A 16,605-nucleotide genomic window follows, 5' to 3' on the forward strand; every position below is an offset into this window, starting at 1 on the left:
CAGAGATTTGGAACAGAAGGTTTGTGGCCGGAGTGAAATCGCCTAAAATACGGGTTTTACTTTTAAGACTGCATGATGAAAGAGAATGACTCAACGCGAGGCTCGTCGATAACGCGGGTTTTGGAAATCATCGAAGCGGTGGCTCAGGCCGAAAGGCCGCGGTCGCCGCATGATTTGATACAGGATTTGGGTATTCCCAAGCCCAGTCTGCACCGTTTGCTGCAACTGTTGGAAAGTGAAGGCTTTATTCAGATTGACCTGCAAGGCGGGCTGGTGCCCGGAGCACGGGCGCAGCGGATGAGCATCAACATTTGGCAGAACAAACGCTTTAAGGCCGACCGGGAAGCAATATTGACGGGATTGTCCGCCAAAGTCGGCGAGACCTGCGGCATCAGCATTCCGCACGGCAACGTAATGGCCTACAGCGACCGCGTGCAAACCAACTGGCCTTTGCAGGTCTATCTGCCTGTGGGCGCGCAGGTGCCGCTCTATTGCACGGCCGGAGGCAAGCTGTATCTGAGTACCCTGACTTCTGCCGGACGAAAACGCCAAGTTGAAAACATCACCCTGACACGCATGACGCAAAACACCATTACCGAAGCAGACGTGCTTTTGGCAGACATCAAAGCCACGGAAAAACGCGGCTACGGCATCGACAATCAGGAATTCATCGCAGGATTAGTCGGATTTGCCGTGCCGATTAATGACAAAAGCGGACGCTTTTTGGGGGCATTGCTGACCCATGCGCCGATTATCAGGAAATCCTTGGAAGAATTGCTCGAATTCCTGCCTGATTTGCAGCAGGCGGCAAAAGAAATAGAAGCCCTTTTGGAATCTTAGTTTTGTGTAAGGCCGTCTGAAAATTCAGACGGCCTTTTGCGTTAAAATACGGCTTTACGGAAAGAAAGACCGCCATGAACAAATGGGACGAACGCTACGCCGCCGAGGAATTTGTTTTCGGCACCGAGCCGCATGAATTTATACGCCGCATCCGGCCGTATCTGCCCAAGACAGGGCGGGCATTGGATTTGGCGACGGGCGAGGGGCGCAACGGCGTATTTTTGGCAGGGTTGGGCTTGCAGGCGGAAGGGGTGGATTTGTCGGCGGCGGGCATTGCCAAGGCGCAAAAGTTGGCGGCGTTGAAAGGCGTGGATTTTGCGGCACGCGTGGCTGATGTTGCCGGGATGGCGATGCCGTCTGAAACCTATGCCGTCATCACTTCGGTCAACTGCCATTTTGCCGAACCCGTGCGCAGCCGTGTGGCGCAGAATATCGTTAACGCGCTGGTTTCAGACGGCCTGTTTGCCGGCGTGTTTTTTCATCCCGAGCAGGCAGCGTTGGCCAAAGGGCCGAACGACATAACCATGCTTGCCGATTTGCCTGCGCTTCAGACGGCCTTTTCCGGTTTGGAATGGCTGATTGCCGAACACCGGCGTACAGGTAGCGGCGAAGAGGCCAAATCGGTGATTTGCCTGTTGGGACGGAAGGCTGTCTGAAAATTGACGGGATACGGTTCAGACGGCCTTTCGGATTGCCGCCGGTATCGTGATGGGAAACATGATGAAGTGAGTGGAGGAACATGGAAAAACTTTTCGACATTAATCATGGCGGCTACAGTGTCCGCTGCAAGTTGTTTTACGGAAAAGACATTCATGCCGTGGAAAACGTGGTGGTGGTCATGCACGGTTTCGGCAGCGGCAAAGACGGGCGTTCGACGGTAAAATTCGGCGAGCGGCTGATTGCCAAATACCACAACTATGCCGCGCTTGCGTTCGACTGGCCGTGTCACGGTGCGGATGCGCGTAAAAAACTGGTGTTGGAAGAATGCCTTGCCTATTTGGAATCGGTGGTCGGCTATGTGCGGACACAGCTTGGTGCGAAACGGATTTACGCCTATGCCAACAGTTTCGGCGGTTACCTGACGCTGAATTACATGGAGGTCAAAGGCAATCCGTTTCACAAAGTCGCTTTGCGTGCGCCGGCGGTGCAGATGTATCAAACGCTTTGGGAAAACATGTCGGAAGACGAGCGCGGCAAGGTGGAAAAAGGCAGGGAAATCATGCTCGGCTTCGAGCGGAAAATGAAAATCGGCAAAGAATTTCTTGATGCGCTGCGCTCGGCCGATGTGATGCGGCACGATTATTTAGACGATGCCGACAATATGCTGATTCTCCATGGCACGGCCGACGAAATGATCGACATCGGCGTATCGAAAGCGTTTGCCGAAAACAATGTCATCGAGCTGATGGCGGTGGAAGGTGCGGATCATCCGTTTTCGCAGCCGAAGCACATGGACTTGGCGATTCAGAAGATTATCGGGTTCTTTGCCGATTGAGGCCGTCTGAAACACCGGCGAGCGGGTATGTCCGCCTGCGCGTTTGTATAAATGCCACAATCTGTTTTGTAAAACAAATATGTCTGTATTGTGTCGGAGTAAATTCCGACGGCTTGATAAGTAAGTAAATTTTCTTTAAAATCAACATTTTTTCCGACGGCCTGATCACGATTTCCGAGGGGAGCGGTTTTGAGCCGCCGCTCTTTCGGCAATCTGTCATACATTTCAGGCCGGATTCATTTAGAATATTCCGAATAATTATTAACGTCTCAGGTAAATATGCGCTACTACGGAACCATTATCCGTTGGAACGAAAGCCGTGGTTTCGGTGCGATACGGGAAGAGAGCACCGAAAACGAAATTTTTGTGCCGCTTTCCGCGTTCAACGGCGAAGCCGAAGCCCCTTTCGAAGGGCAACGGGTGTCATTTTTCATTACCAGCGGCAGAAAAGGCCGCGAAGAAGCCCAAGACGTCCGCTTTGTGGATGATTTTGAAGACTTGCCCGCATTCGACTCGGATGCCCCTTACCGCAACCACGGCGGCCGGCCTTCCGTGGCGGCCGGTGTGTTTTTGGCGGCAATGGTGTGCGCCGCGATTGGCGGCGGCGGTTGGTACGGCTGGCAGGCATGGCAGAACCGTCAGGCCGAGGAAGCCGCAGCAACCGCGCAAAAAAACGTTTCCATGGTGAACGAAGTTGCCGAAAAGATGAAAGCCGAGCGCAAGGCTTGGCATGAGGCGGTCAAATCGCCTTCGGCAGCCAAAGGCGATTCTGTCAAACAAGCCGAAACCGACGACAAACCATAAATCTTCAAGCGGTTTGACCTGTGACGGACGTCAGCATTGTTCGGAAATGAATTCGCGTGAAGAAGCCGAATTTTTTATCCGGTATTGTCCGAATACCAAAATGGACGGCGACCACGACGGTGTTCCCTGTGAAACTGACAGCCGTTGGTAAGATGTCGTCTTGGCGAATTCAGGCACCGGACTTGCCGACATCCTGATCTTCCATCAAGGCCGTCTGAAAATTTTCAGACGGCCTTTAAGCTGTCTTAAATCGCCGATTTCCCTTAAAATACCGCCTGAACAAATTTTAGAGATTTTCCCACCATGAATTTACACCAAACCGTAGCGCGCGAAGCCGAAGCCGCGTTTGCCGCCGCCGGTATCGCCGGTGCGCCCGTTGTCTTGCAGCCTGCCAAAAATGCCGATTTCGGCGATTTCCAAATCAACGGCGTGATGGGCGCGGCCAAACAGGCCAAGCAGAATCCGCGCGAGTTGGCGCAAAAGGTTGCCGACGCGCTGGCCGGAAACGCCGTTATCGAATCTGCCGAAGTGGCCGGTCCGGGCTTTATCAACCTGCGTCTGAACGCTGATTTTTTAGCGCAAAACATTCAGACGGCCTTAAACGATGCCCGTTTGGGCGTGGCTGAAAATGCTGAGCCGAAAACCGTCGTCATCGACTATTCTTCGCCGAACCTGGCCAAAGAAATGCACGTCGGCCATTTGCGTTCCAGCATCATCGGCGACAGCATTTCGCGCGTATTGGAATTTTTGGGCGACAAAGTGATCCGCCAAAACCACGTCGGCGACTGGGGCACGCAATTCGGTATGCTGGTGGCCTATATGGTCGAGCAGCAGAAAGACAATGCCGCATTCGAGCTTGCCGATTTGGAGCAGTTCTACCGCGCCGCCAAAGTGCGTTTCGACGAAAGCCCTGAATTTGCCGACACCGCGCGCGAATATGTGGTGAAGCTGCAAGGCGGTGATGAAACCGTACTGGCCTTGTGGAAGCAGTTTGTCGAGATTTCTTTGAGTCATGCGCAGGCGGTTTACGACACGCTGGGCTTGAAGCTGCGCCCCGAAGACGTGGCGGGCGAATCTCAATACAACGATGATTTGCAGCCCGTGGTAGATGACTTGGTGGCGCAAGGTTTGGCCGTGGAAGACGACGGCGCGAAAGTGGTGTTTTTGGACGAATTCAAAAACAAAGACGGCGAGCCGGCCGCATTTATCGTGCAAAAACAAGGCGGCGGCTTTCTGTATGCCTCCACCGATTTGGCCTGTATGCGCTACCGCGTAGGCCGTCTGAAAGGCGAGCGTCTGCTTTATATCGTCGATCACCGTCAGGGTCTGCATTTCGAGCAGCTTTTCACCACTTCGCGCAAAGCAGGCTATCTGCCGGAAAACGTGGAGGCGGAATTCATCGGCTTCGGTACGATGATGGGCAAAGACGGCAAACCGTTCAAAACCCGTTCGGGCGATACCGTGAAGCTGGTGGATTTGCTGGACGAAGCGGTGGAACGAGCGACTGAATTGGTTCAAAGCAAAAATCCCGATTTGAGTGGCGAAGAAGTGGCGCAAATCGCTGAAACAGTCGGCATCGGCGCGGTCAAATACGCCGATTTGAGCAAAAACCGCACCAGCGATTATGTGTTCGATTGGGACGCGATGCTGAGCTTCGAGGGCAATACCGCGCCTTACCTGCAATACGCCTACGCGCGCGTGCAGAGCGTGTTCAAAAAAGCCGGCGAATGGGACGCAGCCGCACCTTTGGCCTTGACCGAACCGCTGGAAAAACAGCTTGCGCTGGAACTGCTGAAATTCGAAGACGTATTGCGCAGCACCGCGGAGAGCAGCCATCCGCATTATCTGGCGGCGTATCTCTACCAAGTGGCGACGCTGTTTTCACGCTTCTACGAAGCCTGTCCGATTCTGAAAGCCGAAGGCCAAGCGCGCAACACGCGTTTGCAGTTGGCGAAGCTCACGGGCGACACGCTCAAGCAGGGTTTGGATTTGCTGGGTATTGATACGCTGGAAGTGATGTAAGCCCTTGCATGAAAGGCCGTCTGAAAACTCCTGTTTAGGGTTTTCAGACGGCCTACAATTTTTGAAGTTTCAGCAATCTGTTTCCTCTCCCGTCTGGCGGGAGAGGGTTAGGGAGAGGGTGGTCCTTTAGAATTTAAGTGACTTTTGTTTAACAAGTCACCCTTCCCCCCAGCATCTTCCCCCCAGCGGGACGGGGACAGCTTGCCGGAAACCGACAGCGCACATGCGTTAGTGGGTGGGATGGCGGATTGTTTTTTGTTTCAAATATTGTTGATGCTTGAAAGATGGAACAAGGCCGTCTGAAAATGGTGTTTCGGACGGCCTTTGAGCAGCAGGTTGTCAATCTAACAAAGTTTTCCGGATTGACGCAGGCGGATAAGTTTTTTACGGTAAATGCCGGGTTGAAACCCAGCCTGTGCCGTTTGCGCATTTATCTCAATCCGAGGCCGTCTGAAACAAAATCCCTGTTCAGACGGCCTTTTTGCTATCATGCCTTTTTGTCTTTGGGAACCTTATGAACCGTTATCATCTGATGCTGGCGATTATCGGCGCAATCTTGATCTGGTCGGGCATTAACCCGAAAGATTACCCGACTTGGGCTTTGGAAGTCGCACCTGCCGTGATTGGCGTGGTTTTGCTGGCGGCGACGTACCGCCGCTTCCGTTTCAGCGATTTTGCTTATTGGGTGATGACGCTGCACGCGGTGGTGCTGATTGTCGGCGGGCATTACACTTATGCCGAAGTGCCGCTGTTCGACTGGCTCAAAGAGCCGATGGGTTGGGAGCGCAACAATTACGACAAACTCGGCCACTTTATGCAGGGCTTTTCGCCGGCGGTGATTGCGGCGGAGATTTTGTGGAAAAACCGGGCGGTCGAAAGCCGGAAATGGCTGGTTTTCCTGACTTTGTGCGTGTGCATGGCCGTCAGCGCGGTGTATGAACTGATCGAATGGCTGGTGGCGGAAATCAGCGGACAAAGCGCGGAGGCGTTTTTAGGTACGCAGGGCTACGAATGGGACACGCAGTCGGACATGATGTGGTGCGGCATCGGTGCGTGCGTGATGTTGATTGTGCTGCTGCTGAAAAAGCATTTTGCCGTACAACGCTGAATACGAATGTATAAAAGGCCGTCTGAAAAATATTTTTCAGACGGCCTTTTTATCCGACAGACTTATTTTGCAATTTCCGGCATACCTGAGGAGTGGTGGCTGGTGATAAGCCAGTTCTGGCCGTCCCATTCATAAGTGAAAGTATAGCGGGCAGGCACTTTTTTGCCGTTGGCGTAAGTGAAGGTGTAGATGCCGGCGTCAAACGCGGTATTGCAGCCGATTCGGATTTTGCGGCTGTTAATCACGCCTGAAGGACGGTTCGGCAGCCAATGCACGAAATAGTCTTCTTTTTCAGCCGCGGTCAGGCGGGGCGTATTGGATACGGTCGGCAACAGAATTGATCTGGGCGCATAATTGGCCACCACTTTTTTCGCATCGCCGGTTTTCAAGGAATCGTTCCAGCGATCGAACAAAGCGGCGATTTCGGCTTTATCGGCTTTTTTACAGGAAAGTTCGCCCTGTTGTTGCGGTTGGTCGTGTTTGTGCGGCGTGGAACAGGCGGCCAAAATGAAAGCAGCGGATACAGCCAAGAGGGCTGCGGATTTTTGTAGCATTATGTTTCTCCTGTGGAATTTTTATCGGTTTGAGATAAAGATGTACTGTTATAAAATTAGTACATCTGCTCTAATCATATCATGGTTTTTCAAACTCAAGGAAAATAAAAATGCCGTCTGAAAGTAAATTTTCAGACGGCATTTATTGCCCGAAACTTTTGCAACCCATTGGATTTGAGTCAGTTTATGGTGACGGCAGCGTGTAAGGGGATAATGTGCCGAAGGCAGGCATTTTGCAAAAGTTTCTGCTTGCTTTTCTAAGGCACGTCATGCCCCAATGCGGCGGAATAAACGTTAATCCACGCTTCTTCGCTGAAGCGGATATTCGGCGCGTCAACGGCGTTTTTCACGCGTTCGGTTTTGCCGGAGCCGACAATCGGCATCATGCCGGCGGGGTGGTTGAGCAGCCAGGCGTAAGCCAATGTATCCAAACGGGTTTCGTTGAAGGCTTCGCCTGCTTGCAGTAAGGCTTGGACAACGCGCCGGCTTTGTGCGTCGCTGCCGTCGAACAGTCTGCCGCCGCCCAAGGGCGACCAGGCCATCGGTTTGACGCGTTTTTCCAAAAGGTAATCCAAGCTGCCGTCTTCAAACGGGGCAATGTGCAGCGGGGAAATTTCGATTTGGTTGGTGGCTAAGGTTTGGTTGGCATAAGACTGCAACATGTTGAATTTTTGCGCGGAATAATTCGATACGCCGAAATGCCGCACCAAGCCGCGCGAATACAGATTGTCAAACGCCGCCGCGACTTCCTCGGGGTTCAGGCAGGGCGACGGGCGGTGCATGAGCAGCAAATCGAGATGGCCGCAGTTCAATTCCTTGACGGAACGCTCGGCCGACCAGATGATGTGCGCCGCGCTGTTGTCGTAGTATTTGCTTTTTATTTCCGGCAGGGTTTCATTGGGAAACGCAATGCCACATTTGCTCACAATCGTCATTTTATCGCGCAGGCTTTTTTCCAATTTCAAAGCCGCGCCGAACTGCCCCTCGTTGACGAATCCGCCGTAGCAGGCGGCGTGGTCGAAAGTGTTGATGCCCAAATCCAATACTTCGTGAATCAGCTTCAAATAGCCTTGCGCGTCCAACTGCCATTCGTGCGCGCGCCAATAGCCGTGAACCAGGCGGCTCATGTTCAAATCTGAGTTAATCGTGTGGTATTGCATGTTTGTTCCTTTACGTTTTCAAGTAAAAGGCCGTCTGAAAAGTGGATTTTTCAGACGGCCTTTGAATGTTTATTTGGAGTTGCGTGCCAGCAGCCAAGCCTGGGCTTCGGCTACGTCGTCGAAATATTTCGGGTGTTGGTTGGTAACCAGGCTGGACAAACGTGCGCCGAGCTTAATCCAAATATCGTCGGTCACAATCGCCACGCGGCCGAAATCGTCTTCGTGTTCGTTGAGGAATTTGATTTGTTCCACCGCCATATCGATGGTGAAATCCTTGAGCAGCGACATATCCAAGAGAATATCGGGCAGGTGGATTTTTTGTTTGCTCTCCAGCAGCGCCTGCTCCAACTCGCGGAAATCATCCAGGGTAAATTCGTTGTACAGTGCCACATTCAGGCCGTAAGACTGCTCGCGGATGGAAATCATGTTCTGCTCCTCGTTTTATTTGAAAAAAAGCCGCTTGAACCAAACGGGTTTGATGCCGCTCAATACGCCGCTGGCTACAATAATAATCATACCGAGCACTTCCTGCCAAGTGATTTTATCGCCGAAAATCCACATGCCGGACAGTGCGGCAAACACCACCGTCAGATACGACAGCGAAGCGACGGTGAATTTGTTGCCCACTTTGTAAGCGTGGGTCATGCACAACTGCGCCACCGTCGCGCTGACACCGATGCCCAGCACATAAGGCGCGCTCGCCCACGACAAAGCGTGCCAGCCCGACAGCGTCGCCCACACCGCCGATACCGCCATGCCGGCCACCGACAGGAAAAACACCACCCGCCAGCCCGGTTCGCCCAAAAGCGACAATTCGCGCACCTGCATATAAGCCCAGCCCGACATCGCGCCGCCGGCCAAACCCAGCAACGCAGGGAAAAACTGCCCGCTTTCAAACGAAGGATTGAGCAGCACCACCACGCCGGTAAAACCGAGCACCAACACCGCCTGCGTATACAGCGCAATGCGCTCCTTCAGCACCAGAAACGAAAACACCGCCAGAAAAATCGACGAGGTATAGCCGAGCGTGACACCCGTCGCCAGCGGCAGGTGCATGACCGCATAAAACAGGCACAACATCGCCAGCGTGCCGACCACGCTGCGGTTGAGGTGCAGCTTCCAATGCGGCGTGCGGAACGTTTCGCCGCGCACTTTGGCCATCGTGCCCAGCACCAGCGCGGCGAAACTCATGCGCCAAAACACCAGCTCGCCGCTGGCCAGGCCGAATTCCTGCGAAGCCGCTTTGATACACAGGTTCATGATGGTAAAGCCTACCGAGGCGACGATAATCCAAGCGGAGCCGAGCAGGTCTTTGTTGCTTTCAGTCATGTTGGCGGTTTAAAAAATTAATCGGTTAACATTATAACAAAGGCCGTCTGAAAATTTCAGACGGCCTTTTATTCTGTCAAACCAATCCCTTATTCCCACTCAATCGTGGCAGGTGGTTTGCCGCTCACGTCATAAACCACGCGGTTGATGCCTTTGACTTCGTTGATGATGCGGTTGGACACGCGGCCGAGCAGGGAATATGGGAGTTCGGCCCAGTGTGCGGTCATGAAGTCGCTGGTGATGACGGCGCGCAGGGCGACGACGTAATCATAAGTGCGACCGTCGCCCATGACGCCGACGGATTTGACGGGCAGGAATACGGCGAAGGCCTGGCTGGTGAGGTCGTACCATGAAGTGCCGTTGTCGTCGGCGGTGTTGCGCAGTTCTTGGATGAAGATGTCGTCGGCCTGGCGCAGGAGGTCGGCGTATTCTTTTTTGACTTCGCCGAGGATGCGCACGCCGAGGCCGGGGCCGGGGAAGGGGTGGCGGTACACCATTTCGCGCGGCAGGCCGAGGGCGACGCCGAGTTCGCGCACTTCGTCTTTGAACAGGTCGCGCAGCGGCTCGAGCAGTTGCAGGTTCATGTTTTCAGGCAGGCCTCCGACATTGTGGTGACTCTTGATGGCGTGGGCTTTTTTGGTTTTTGCGCCCGCGCTTTCGATGACGTCGGGGTAAATCGTGCCTTGCGCGAGCCATTTGGCGTTGACGCGTTTTTTGGCTTCGGCGTCAAAGACTTCGACGAATTCGGCGCCGATGATTTTGCGTTTTTTCTCGGGGTCGGTCTCGCCTGCGAGTTTGCCCATGAATTGTTCGGTGGCATCGACATGGATGACGCGCACGCCGAGGTTGCGGGCGAACATGTCCATCACCATTTTGCCTTCGTTCAGGCGCAACAGGCCGTGGTCGACGAAGACGCAGGTGAGCTGGTCGCCGATGGCGCGGTGGATGAGCGCGGCGGCCACGGAGCTGTCCACGCCGCCTGAAAGCCCGAGGATGACTTCGTCGCTGCCGACCTGTTCGCGGATTTTGGCGACGGCTTCGTCGATGTAGTTGGGCATGGTCCAGCTGGGTTTTGCGCCGCAGATGTCGAGTACGAAGCGGTTCAGCAGGGCGCGGCCTTGTTTGGTGTGGGTGACTTCGGGGTGGAACTGGATGCCGTAGAATTGTTTTTCGGCGTGTTCCATCATGGCAATCGGGCAGGACGGGGTGTCGCCGATGACGACGAAGCCTTCGGGCAGTTTGGACACTTTGTCGCCGTGGCTCATCCATACGTCGAGCGTGTTCGGCTGGCCGTCTGAAAGGCCGCGCGTGAGTTCGCAGTCGATGGTTTTGACCTGCGCGTAACCGAATTCGCGCTGGTTGCCCGCCTGCACTTCGCCGCCGAGATGGTGCGCCATAAACTGCATGCCGTAGCAGATGCCGAGTACGGGCACGCCCAAGTCGAACAAGCCCGTATCGGCCTGATACTCGGAGTCGTACACGGAATTGGGGCCGCCGGAGAGGATGATGCCTTTGGGGTTGAAGGCTTTGATGTCGGCCAGCGGCATGTCGTAGGGGTGCAGTTCGCAGTAAACATGCGCCTCGCGCACACGGCGGGCGATGAGCTGGGTGACTTGGGAACCGAAGTCGAGGATGAGGATTTTGTCTTGGGTCATGGTGTCGGCTTTGCTGGAAACATAGAAAGAAAACGGCATGAAAAGGCCGTCTGAAAACGGTGGGATTGTACCATTTTCAGACGGCCTTTGCATGGGCAAATTGATTATGCAGACGTATGTCCGCAAGCGGTGTTCAAGTGTTTTCAGACGGCCTCAGGCGGATTGCTCAGGCCGTCTGAAAATTTATAAATCGCTGCCTTTCAAGTCGCGCGTGTACACTTTTGCGGCCACGTTTTCCAAGTTTTCGTGCAGGCGGTTGGCCAGGATGATGTCGGCGCGGTTTTTGAATTCGGCCAAATCGCGCACGACTTCCGAGCCGAAAAAGTCGCTGCCTTGGTATTCGGGTTCGTACACGATGACGGGTACGCCGCGTTCTTTGATGCGTTTCATCACGCCCTGGATGCTGGAGCTGCGGAAATTGTCGGAACCGGATTTCATGGTCAGCCGGTAAATGCCGACGGTCGACGGTTGGCGGCGCAATACGTCTTCGGCGATGAAGTCTTTGCGCGTGCGGTTGGATTCGACGATGGCGGTAATCAGGTTTTGCGGGATATTCTGATAATTGGCCAGCAGCTGTTTGGTGTCTTTGGGCAGACAGTAGCCGCCGTAGCCGAACGAGGGGTTGTTGTAGTGCGTGCCGATGCGCGGATCGGCGGAGACGCCTTCGATGATGTGGGCAGTGTCCAGGCCGAAGGTGGCGGCGAAAGAGTCGAGTTCGTTGAAAAAGGCGACGCGCAGCGCGAGATAGGTATTGGAGAACAGCTTGATAGACTCGGCTTCGGTCGGATTGGTCAGAATAATCGGGGTGTCGGGCTTCAGGCTGCAGTCGCGCAGGGCTTCGGCGAATGTCCGCGCGGCTTCGCAGGTGTCGCCCATGACGATGCGCGAGGGGTAGAGATTGTCGTATAAGGCTTTGCTTTCGCGCAGGAATTCGGGTGAGAAAATGATGCGGTCGGTGGCGAAACGGGTGCGCATTTTTTCGATGAAACCGACGGGAATGGTGGATTTGATGATGACGTAGCCGTGGCGGTTGGCCGCCAGTGCCGCAGCCAGTACCGATTCGACCGAGCCGGTATCGAAATAGTCGGTTTCGGGGTCGTAGTCGGTCGGCGTGGCGACGATGATGTAGTCGGCATCGGCGTACACGGCAGACGCATCGGCGGTGGCGTGCAGGGTCAGGGGCTTGCCGGCCAGATATGCGCTGATTTCCTCATCCTGAATCGGCGAGATTTTGCGGTTGATTAAATCTACGCGTTCCTGATCGACATCAAGCAGGGTAACGGCATGTTGTTGGGCAAACAAAACGGCATTCGACAGGCCGACATAGCCTGCGCCGACGACGGTAATATTCATAGGGTGTCTCATTTAAGTTGATTTGAAGTGTGTAAACGGTGTTCGCAAACGGCCAGTAACGCTTCCGTGGTATGGGCGCGTTCGGCAAACAGGGTGCTGATGCGGATATGGCGTGCAAGCGTAAGTGTGGTGTATGCTTCCACGGTGTTTGCGTCGTGATTGGAGTGGGCAAGGAAATGCCGTCTGAACGCGTTTTCGTGGGCGTGCAGCGCATCGGTTTTTCCGTAGCGGCGCAGGGCAAGTTCCTGAATGTGGGCGAGGTAGTTGCCCGCATCCAACGCGCCGTCGCCGCGGCAGGCCAAATCCAAATCCAGCAGGAACATGCGGCCGGGTGTGCCGTAGGGTTCGAGGATTTGGTCTTGGTAAAAATCGCGGTGCAAGGTTTCAGACGGCCTTTCGGGAAGCTGCCGGAGCAGGGCTTCGCAACGGGCGGATACGGCGGCGATGCGTCCGGCCAAATGCGGCAGTTTGGTTTGCGCTTCGGTCAGGGCTTTGTCGAGCACCGCCCATTCGTCCTGCGGCTGCCAGAAAGGCAGATCCAATCCGTCGGCCGCACCGCTGCGGTGCAACGCAAGCAGGGCATCGGCGGCGGCTTCGCCTAGAAAGGCGAGGCGGCGGTTCTTGGGGGTGAGCAACGCGCCTAAGGTTTGGCCGTCGATGCGGGTTTGAAACCAAGTGTTGAGTTCGGGCAATGCGCCCAACACTTCGGACACGCCGGTTTCAGACGGCCTGTTAAAGCCATGTTGCCAAAGATGCTGCTGGATGCGCGGCGAACGTTTGTCCAAACTTTTGGCACGGTATTTGCCGATGATGCGGCGGCTGCCTTCGCCGGCGGGAACGGTGTATTCGACCAAGGCGCGGCGGCCTTTTTTATGGTGGCGCAATGCGGCGGCAGACAGGGTTTCCTGTGCGGACAACATGCCGGCTTCGCGCAGCAGCGGCTGCATCCGGACGGTGTCCAGCAGCACGTTCAAAGGCGCGTCCTGCGATAAGTCCGGTTCGGTCATGCCGTGTTCTGTCAATGACGGATTGCAATCGAGCAGCATCTGCACGCGCTGCAAAATCTGCAAAGTGTATTGTTCCCAATGCGGACTGCGCTTGCGGAACGGTTCTGCGGCTAAGCGAAGGAGTGCCGATGCGGTAAACAGGCGCAAATCCGCTGCCGACGCTTCCCGTTTCTTGCGATAAGACTGCAACAGGCCGTCTGAAATACGTCCGGCTTCAAAACCGGGCAATGCGCCTTCGATGATTTGCAGTTCCAATCTGGCTTGAAACGTGGCCAAGTCCAATAACGGATGGCCTTGCGCGGCGCGGTCCCAATCCAAAATATGCAGCTTGGTTTCGCCTGCTTTGTTGGTGCGGCGGATGATTTGGTCGAGCGAAAAGTCGCCGTGTATCAGGGCGTATTGTTCGGGTATGTTGCGGAGGCCGTCTGAAACGCGCTGTTGCAGCGCGTCAAACCAATCGATATGTTCCGGCAGGATGTGGCGGAACGTATTGGCGACACCGGCAATCGAACCGATTTCGTCCGACAGCGTGTAGCGGGTGGGGTGGCTGTAGGTGGCTTCGTGGATACGCGCGAGTTTTCTGCCCAATTCGGCGCAAAGCGCATCATCGGGCAGGCGGCCTTCTTCGGGACACAGGCTCTCGCCTTTCTGCCAGCGGGTCGCCAAGGTGCGGCTTGCTCCGTCCGCTCCCGACAGTACCACCCCGCCGTGCGACACGCCGAACGCATTGCCGATGAGCATGTCGGTAAATTCTTCGGGCGTACCGCTGCGCAAAATGGCCAAAGGTTGGTTGCCGTAACTGATTTTGGCCACCAGCCGGCGTTCGGGTTTGTAGCGGAGAATATCGACCTGCGGCGTTGTGTCGGCATCAACGGGTAAAGAACAGGCTTTCATCATGCGGCGGCAGGCATCGGGGCAGACCAGCCAATCCGGTTTGCCGATGCGGCTGTCGTGAATCGGGTGCAGCAGCATGATGCACAAATCGGGCAGGGCAAGCGGAGCAAAAAGACCGCCTTTTTCCACCAGTTTGCGGCGCGAAGGCTTGTTCCAAGATTCTTGGAAACGCGTTTCGGTCAGGGCTTTGGCATAATAATGGCGTCGGCTGCCGTCGGCATACCCGATACGCAGCGTGCTGGCGCAGCTGTTGCCCGGTTTGTAGCGCAGGTATTGGATTTCCACATCGGCAGCCTGTTCGAACGGCTCGAGCGTTCGGAGTTTTTCCAACAGCAATTCTTTATCCAGCAAAGCGGCCAGGCCGGGCAGGCCGCCGTCTCTTGACACAATCCGTTTGTCGGCTTCGGTCAGCATCCTCATCCTTTTCTGTCAATTAATCTGCATTTTCCACCATGAGGCATATTGCCCGCCCGCAGCCAGCAGTTGGGCATGGCTGCCTTGCTCCACGACCACGCCTTTTTCAATGAAAATGATGCGGTCGGTGGTGGCGGCAAAGGCCAAATCGTGGGTAATGACAATGGTGGTGCGCGATTTCATCAGGTTGTGCAGCGCGGCGATGACGTGGCTTTCGCTTTCGCGGTCGAGACCCACGGTCGGCTCGTCCAACACCAGAATCGGGCTTTGGCTGATGGCGGCGCGCGCAATCGCGATGCGCTGGCGTTGGCCGCCCGAAAGCGAACCGCCGCGCTCGCTCAGAATGGTGTTGTAGCCGTCGGGCATTTCGCTGATGAAGTCGTGCGCGTTGGCCAGTTTTGCGGCGGCAATGATTTCGCTGTGGCTGACCTTGCCTTCGTTGTGCACGGCACCCAGGGCGATGTTGTCGCGGATGCTCAGGCCGAAGAGCAGGTTGTCCTGCGGCACCACGGCGATGTGTTTGCGCATACTGTTAATCGTGTAGTTGCGGATGTCCTCGCCGTCGATGCGCACCGTGCCGCCGGCGGGTTCGTAGAGCCGCAGCAGCAGGCTGGTGAGTGTGGTTTTGCCCGAACCCGAAGGTCCGACGATGGCGACGCTTTCGCCGGAAAGGATGGTGAAATCCACGTCTTTCAAAACCGCCGTTTCGTTTTGGCCGGCATCGCGGTAGGCAAAGCGCACATGGTCGAAATGGATTTCGCCGCGCGTTTCGGTCAGGTTTTTGGCACCGGGTTTGTCGGCAATGTCCGGCTTGCGGTCGAGCAGGTCGACGATGCGTTCGCCTGCGGCCAGGGCTTTGGACAGACGCGCGGTATATTTGGCGTATTCGCGCACCGGACGGAACGAATTGTTCAGATACGACATAAACACAATCAGTTCGCCCGGCGACATTTGGTTTTCCATGACCGAGCTTGCGCCGTAAAACAATACGAAAGCCGTAACGAATGCCACCAGAATATCGACGCGCCGCTCCAACCCTGCGGCCAGTTTTTTGGATTTGACCTCTTGCGTGCGGCTTTGGCTGTTGTTGCCTTCGAAGCTGCGGATGGTTTCGCCTTCGAGCGACAAAGACTGGATGGTGCGGATGGAAGCGATGTATTCCGATGCCTTGGAAGCCATACCGCCTTCTTTTTTACGCTGTTCGCGGCTGACCTCGTGGATGCGTTTGCCCGAACGTTTGGTGGTGAACCAAAGCAGCGGCAGCGAGGCCACGGCAAACAGCGTCAGCTTCCAGTCGAGATACATCATCACGGCCAGCATACCGCTTAACACGAAAATATTGGCCAGCATCGGCATCAGCGCCGTCACCACCGCTTCGCGCAACATGCCGACGTCGCTCACCAGCCGCATGGTCAAATCGCCGTTTTTCGCTTTCGAGTGAAAACTCATCGACAAACCCAGCAGGTGGGCGAACAAATCGCTGCGCACTTTGGCCAAAATACGGCTGCCGGCCAAGGAAAGCCCGACGGTGCTGAAATAGCTGCCCGCCGCCATCAAGAGAGCAATTACGATAACCGCAACGGCGCAGCCCAAGAGCAGGTAATGGTTGTCGATCGAGTCGATCGCGATGCCGAACATGGTGTTTTCGACCTGCACATTATTGACGGCCTGTTCGTTGGCGATACCGTCGTCAATTTTGTCGACGTGTTCGACCACCGACACCAGAATGTGATCGACGGCAAACGCCAGCGGCAGCGGTTTGAGCAGCCGTACGAAAGTCGCCGTCAGCAGCGCCAGCAGGGAACCGGCAATCAGCCAGCGTTCGGGGCGGATGTATTCTTTGAAGCGGTAGGCCACTTTCCACCACGAGCTGTTTTTCAACAGGCCGTCTGAAGAGGCTTTTAAAGATTTCGGGCGCAGCGAACGGAAACGGCTGACGGTATCGCGCCAATTATTGTCTTTCATGACGG

The 16,605-nt window shown here is 55.3% G+C and carries 15 protein-coding genes; 7 read left to right on the forward strand and 8 right to left on the reverse strand.

Features of this window, described 5'->3' with window-relative positions; translation table 11 throughout:
* Positions 1 to 72 precede the first annotated feature (72 nt).
* The 7 genes from ACM67E_RS05300 (at position 73) to ACM67E_RS05330 (ending at position 6,269) form a co-directional block, all read left to right on the forward strand.
* Entirely contained in the window at positions 73 to 840 is a 768-nt protein-coding gene (locus ACM67E_RS05300) for an IclR family transcriptional regulator (RefSeq protein ID WP_416192569.1), read from the forward strand.
* Positions 841 to 914: 74 nt separating this feature from the next.
* Entirely contained in the window at positions 915 to 1,496 is a 582-nt protein-coding gene (locus ACM67E_RS05305) for a class I SAM-dependent methyltransferase (protein WP_416192570.1), read from the forward strand.
* Positions 1,497 to 1,579: 83 nt separating this feature from the next.
* Positions 1,580 to 2,335, forward strand: a complete 756-nt coding sequence (locus ACM67E_RS05310) for an alpha/beta hydrolase (RefSeq protein WP_416192571.1) — start codon at positions 1,580 to 1,582, stop codon at positions 2,333 to 2,335.
* Between the two features lie 279 nt (positions 2,336 to 2,614).
* Positions 2,615 to 3,139: a cold-shock protein gene (locus ACM67E_RS05315; RefSeq protein WP_416192572.1), complete on the forward strand. Its 525-nt coding sequence runs from the start codon at positions 2,615 to 2,617 to the stop codon at positions 3,137 to 3,139.
* A gap of 46 nt (positions 3,140 to 3,185) precedes the next feature.
* Positions 3,186 to 3,290: an excalibur calcium-binding domain-containing protein gene (locus tag ACM67E_RS05320; RefSeq protein WP_416192573.1), complete on the forward strand. Its 105-nt coding sequence runs from the start codon at positions 3,186 to 3,188 to the stop codon at positions 3,288 to 3,290.
* 152 nt (positions 3,291 to 3,442) lie between these two features.
* A complete protein-coding gene (argS, locus tag ACM67E_RS05325; RefSeq protein ID WP_416192574.1) occupies positions 3,443 to 5,161 on the forward strand; it encodes an arginine--tRNA ligase in 1,719 nt (572 codons plus the stop codon).
* A 514-nt stretch (positions 5,162 to 5,675) separates the two neighbouring features.
* Positions 5,676 to 6,269, forward strand: coding sequence for a DUF2238 domain-containing protein (locus ACM67E_RS05330; protein ID WP_416192575.1), 594 nt, complete (start codon positions 5,676 to 5,678; stop codon positions 6,267 to 6,269).
* 62 nt (positions 6,270 to 6,331) lie between these two features.
* On the opposite strand, the gene ACM67E_RS05335 is transcribed toward ACM67E_RS05330, so the two are convergent.
* The 8 genes from ACM67E_RS05335 to ACM67E_RS05370 form a co-directional block, all read right to left on the reverse strand.
* Positions 6,332 to 6,823 (reverse strand): DUF4440 domain-containing protein, encoded by a 492-nt coding sequence (locus ACM67E_RS05335; RefSeq protein ID WP_416192576.1) that lies wholly within the window; start codon positions 6,821 to 6,823, stop codon positions 6,332 to 6,334.
* A 257-nt stretch (positions 6,824 to 7,080) separates the two neighbouring features.
* Positions 7,081 to 7,983 (reverse strand): aldo/keto reductase, encoded by a 903-nt coding sequence (locus tag ACM67E_RS05340; RefSeq protein WP_416192577.1) that lies wholly within the window; start codon positions 7,981 to 7,983, stop codon positions 7,081 to 7,083.
* Between the two features lie 69 nt (positions 7,984 to 8,052).
* On the reverse strand, positions 8,053 to 8,409 hold the full coding sequence (locus ACM67E_RS05345) for an STAS/SEC14 domain-containing protein (RefSeq protein ID WP_416192578.1): 357 nt from the start codon (positions 8,407 to 8,409) through the stop codon (positions 8,053 to 8,055).
* 15 nt (positions 8,410 to 8,424) lie between these two features.
* Positions 8,425 to 9,312, reverse strand: a complete 888-nt coding sequence (locus ACM67E_RS05350) for a DMT family transporter (RefSeq protein ID WP_416192579.1) — start codon at positions 9,310 to 9,312, stop codon at positions 8,425 to 8,427.
* 89 nt (positions 9,313 to 9,401) lie between these two features.
* Complete coding sequence (gene guaA / locus ACM67E_RS05355) at positions 9,402 to 10,967, reverse strand: glutamine-hydrolyzing GMP synthase (RefSeq protein ID WP_373755553.1); 1,566 nt, start codon at positions 10,965 to 10,967, stop codon at positions 9,402 to 9,404.
* Between the two features lie 183 nt (positions 10,968 to 11,150).
* Positions 11,151 to 12,320: a nucleotide sugar dehydrogenase gene (locus tag ACM67E_RS05360; RefSeq protein ID WP_416192580.1), complete on the reverse strand. Its 1,170-nt coding sequence runs from the start codon at positions 12,318 to 12,320 to the stop codon at positions 11,151 to 11,153.
* 8 nt (positions 12,321 to 12,328) lie between these two features.
* A complete protein-coding gene (locus tag ACM67E_RS05365) occupies positions 12,329 to 14,635 on the reverse strand; it encodes a phosphotransferase (RefSeq protein ID WP_416192581.1) in 2,307 nt (768 codons plus the stop codon).
* 15 nt (positions 14,636 to 14,650) lie between these two features.
* Complete coding sequence (locus tag ACM67E_RS05370; RefSeq protein ID WP_416192582.1) at positions 14,651 to 16,600, reverse strand: ABC transporter ATP-binding protein; 1,950 nt, start codon at positions 16,598 to 16,600, stop codon at positions 14,651 to 14,653.
* Positions 16,601 to 16,605 lie beyond the last annotated feature (5 nt).

The sequence above is a fragment of the Neisseria sp. CCUG12390 genome (assembly GCF_047837985.1).
In the GTDB taxonomy this organism is placed as follows: domain Bacteria; phylum Pseudomonadota; class Gammaproteobacteria; order Burkholderiales; family Neisseriaceae; genus Neisseria.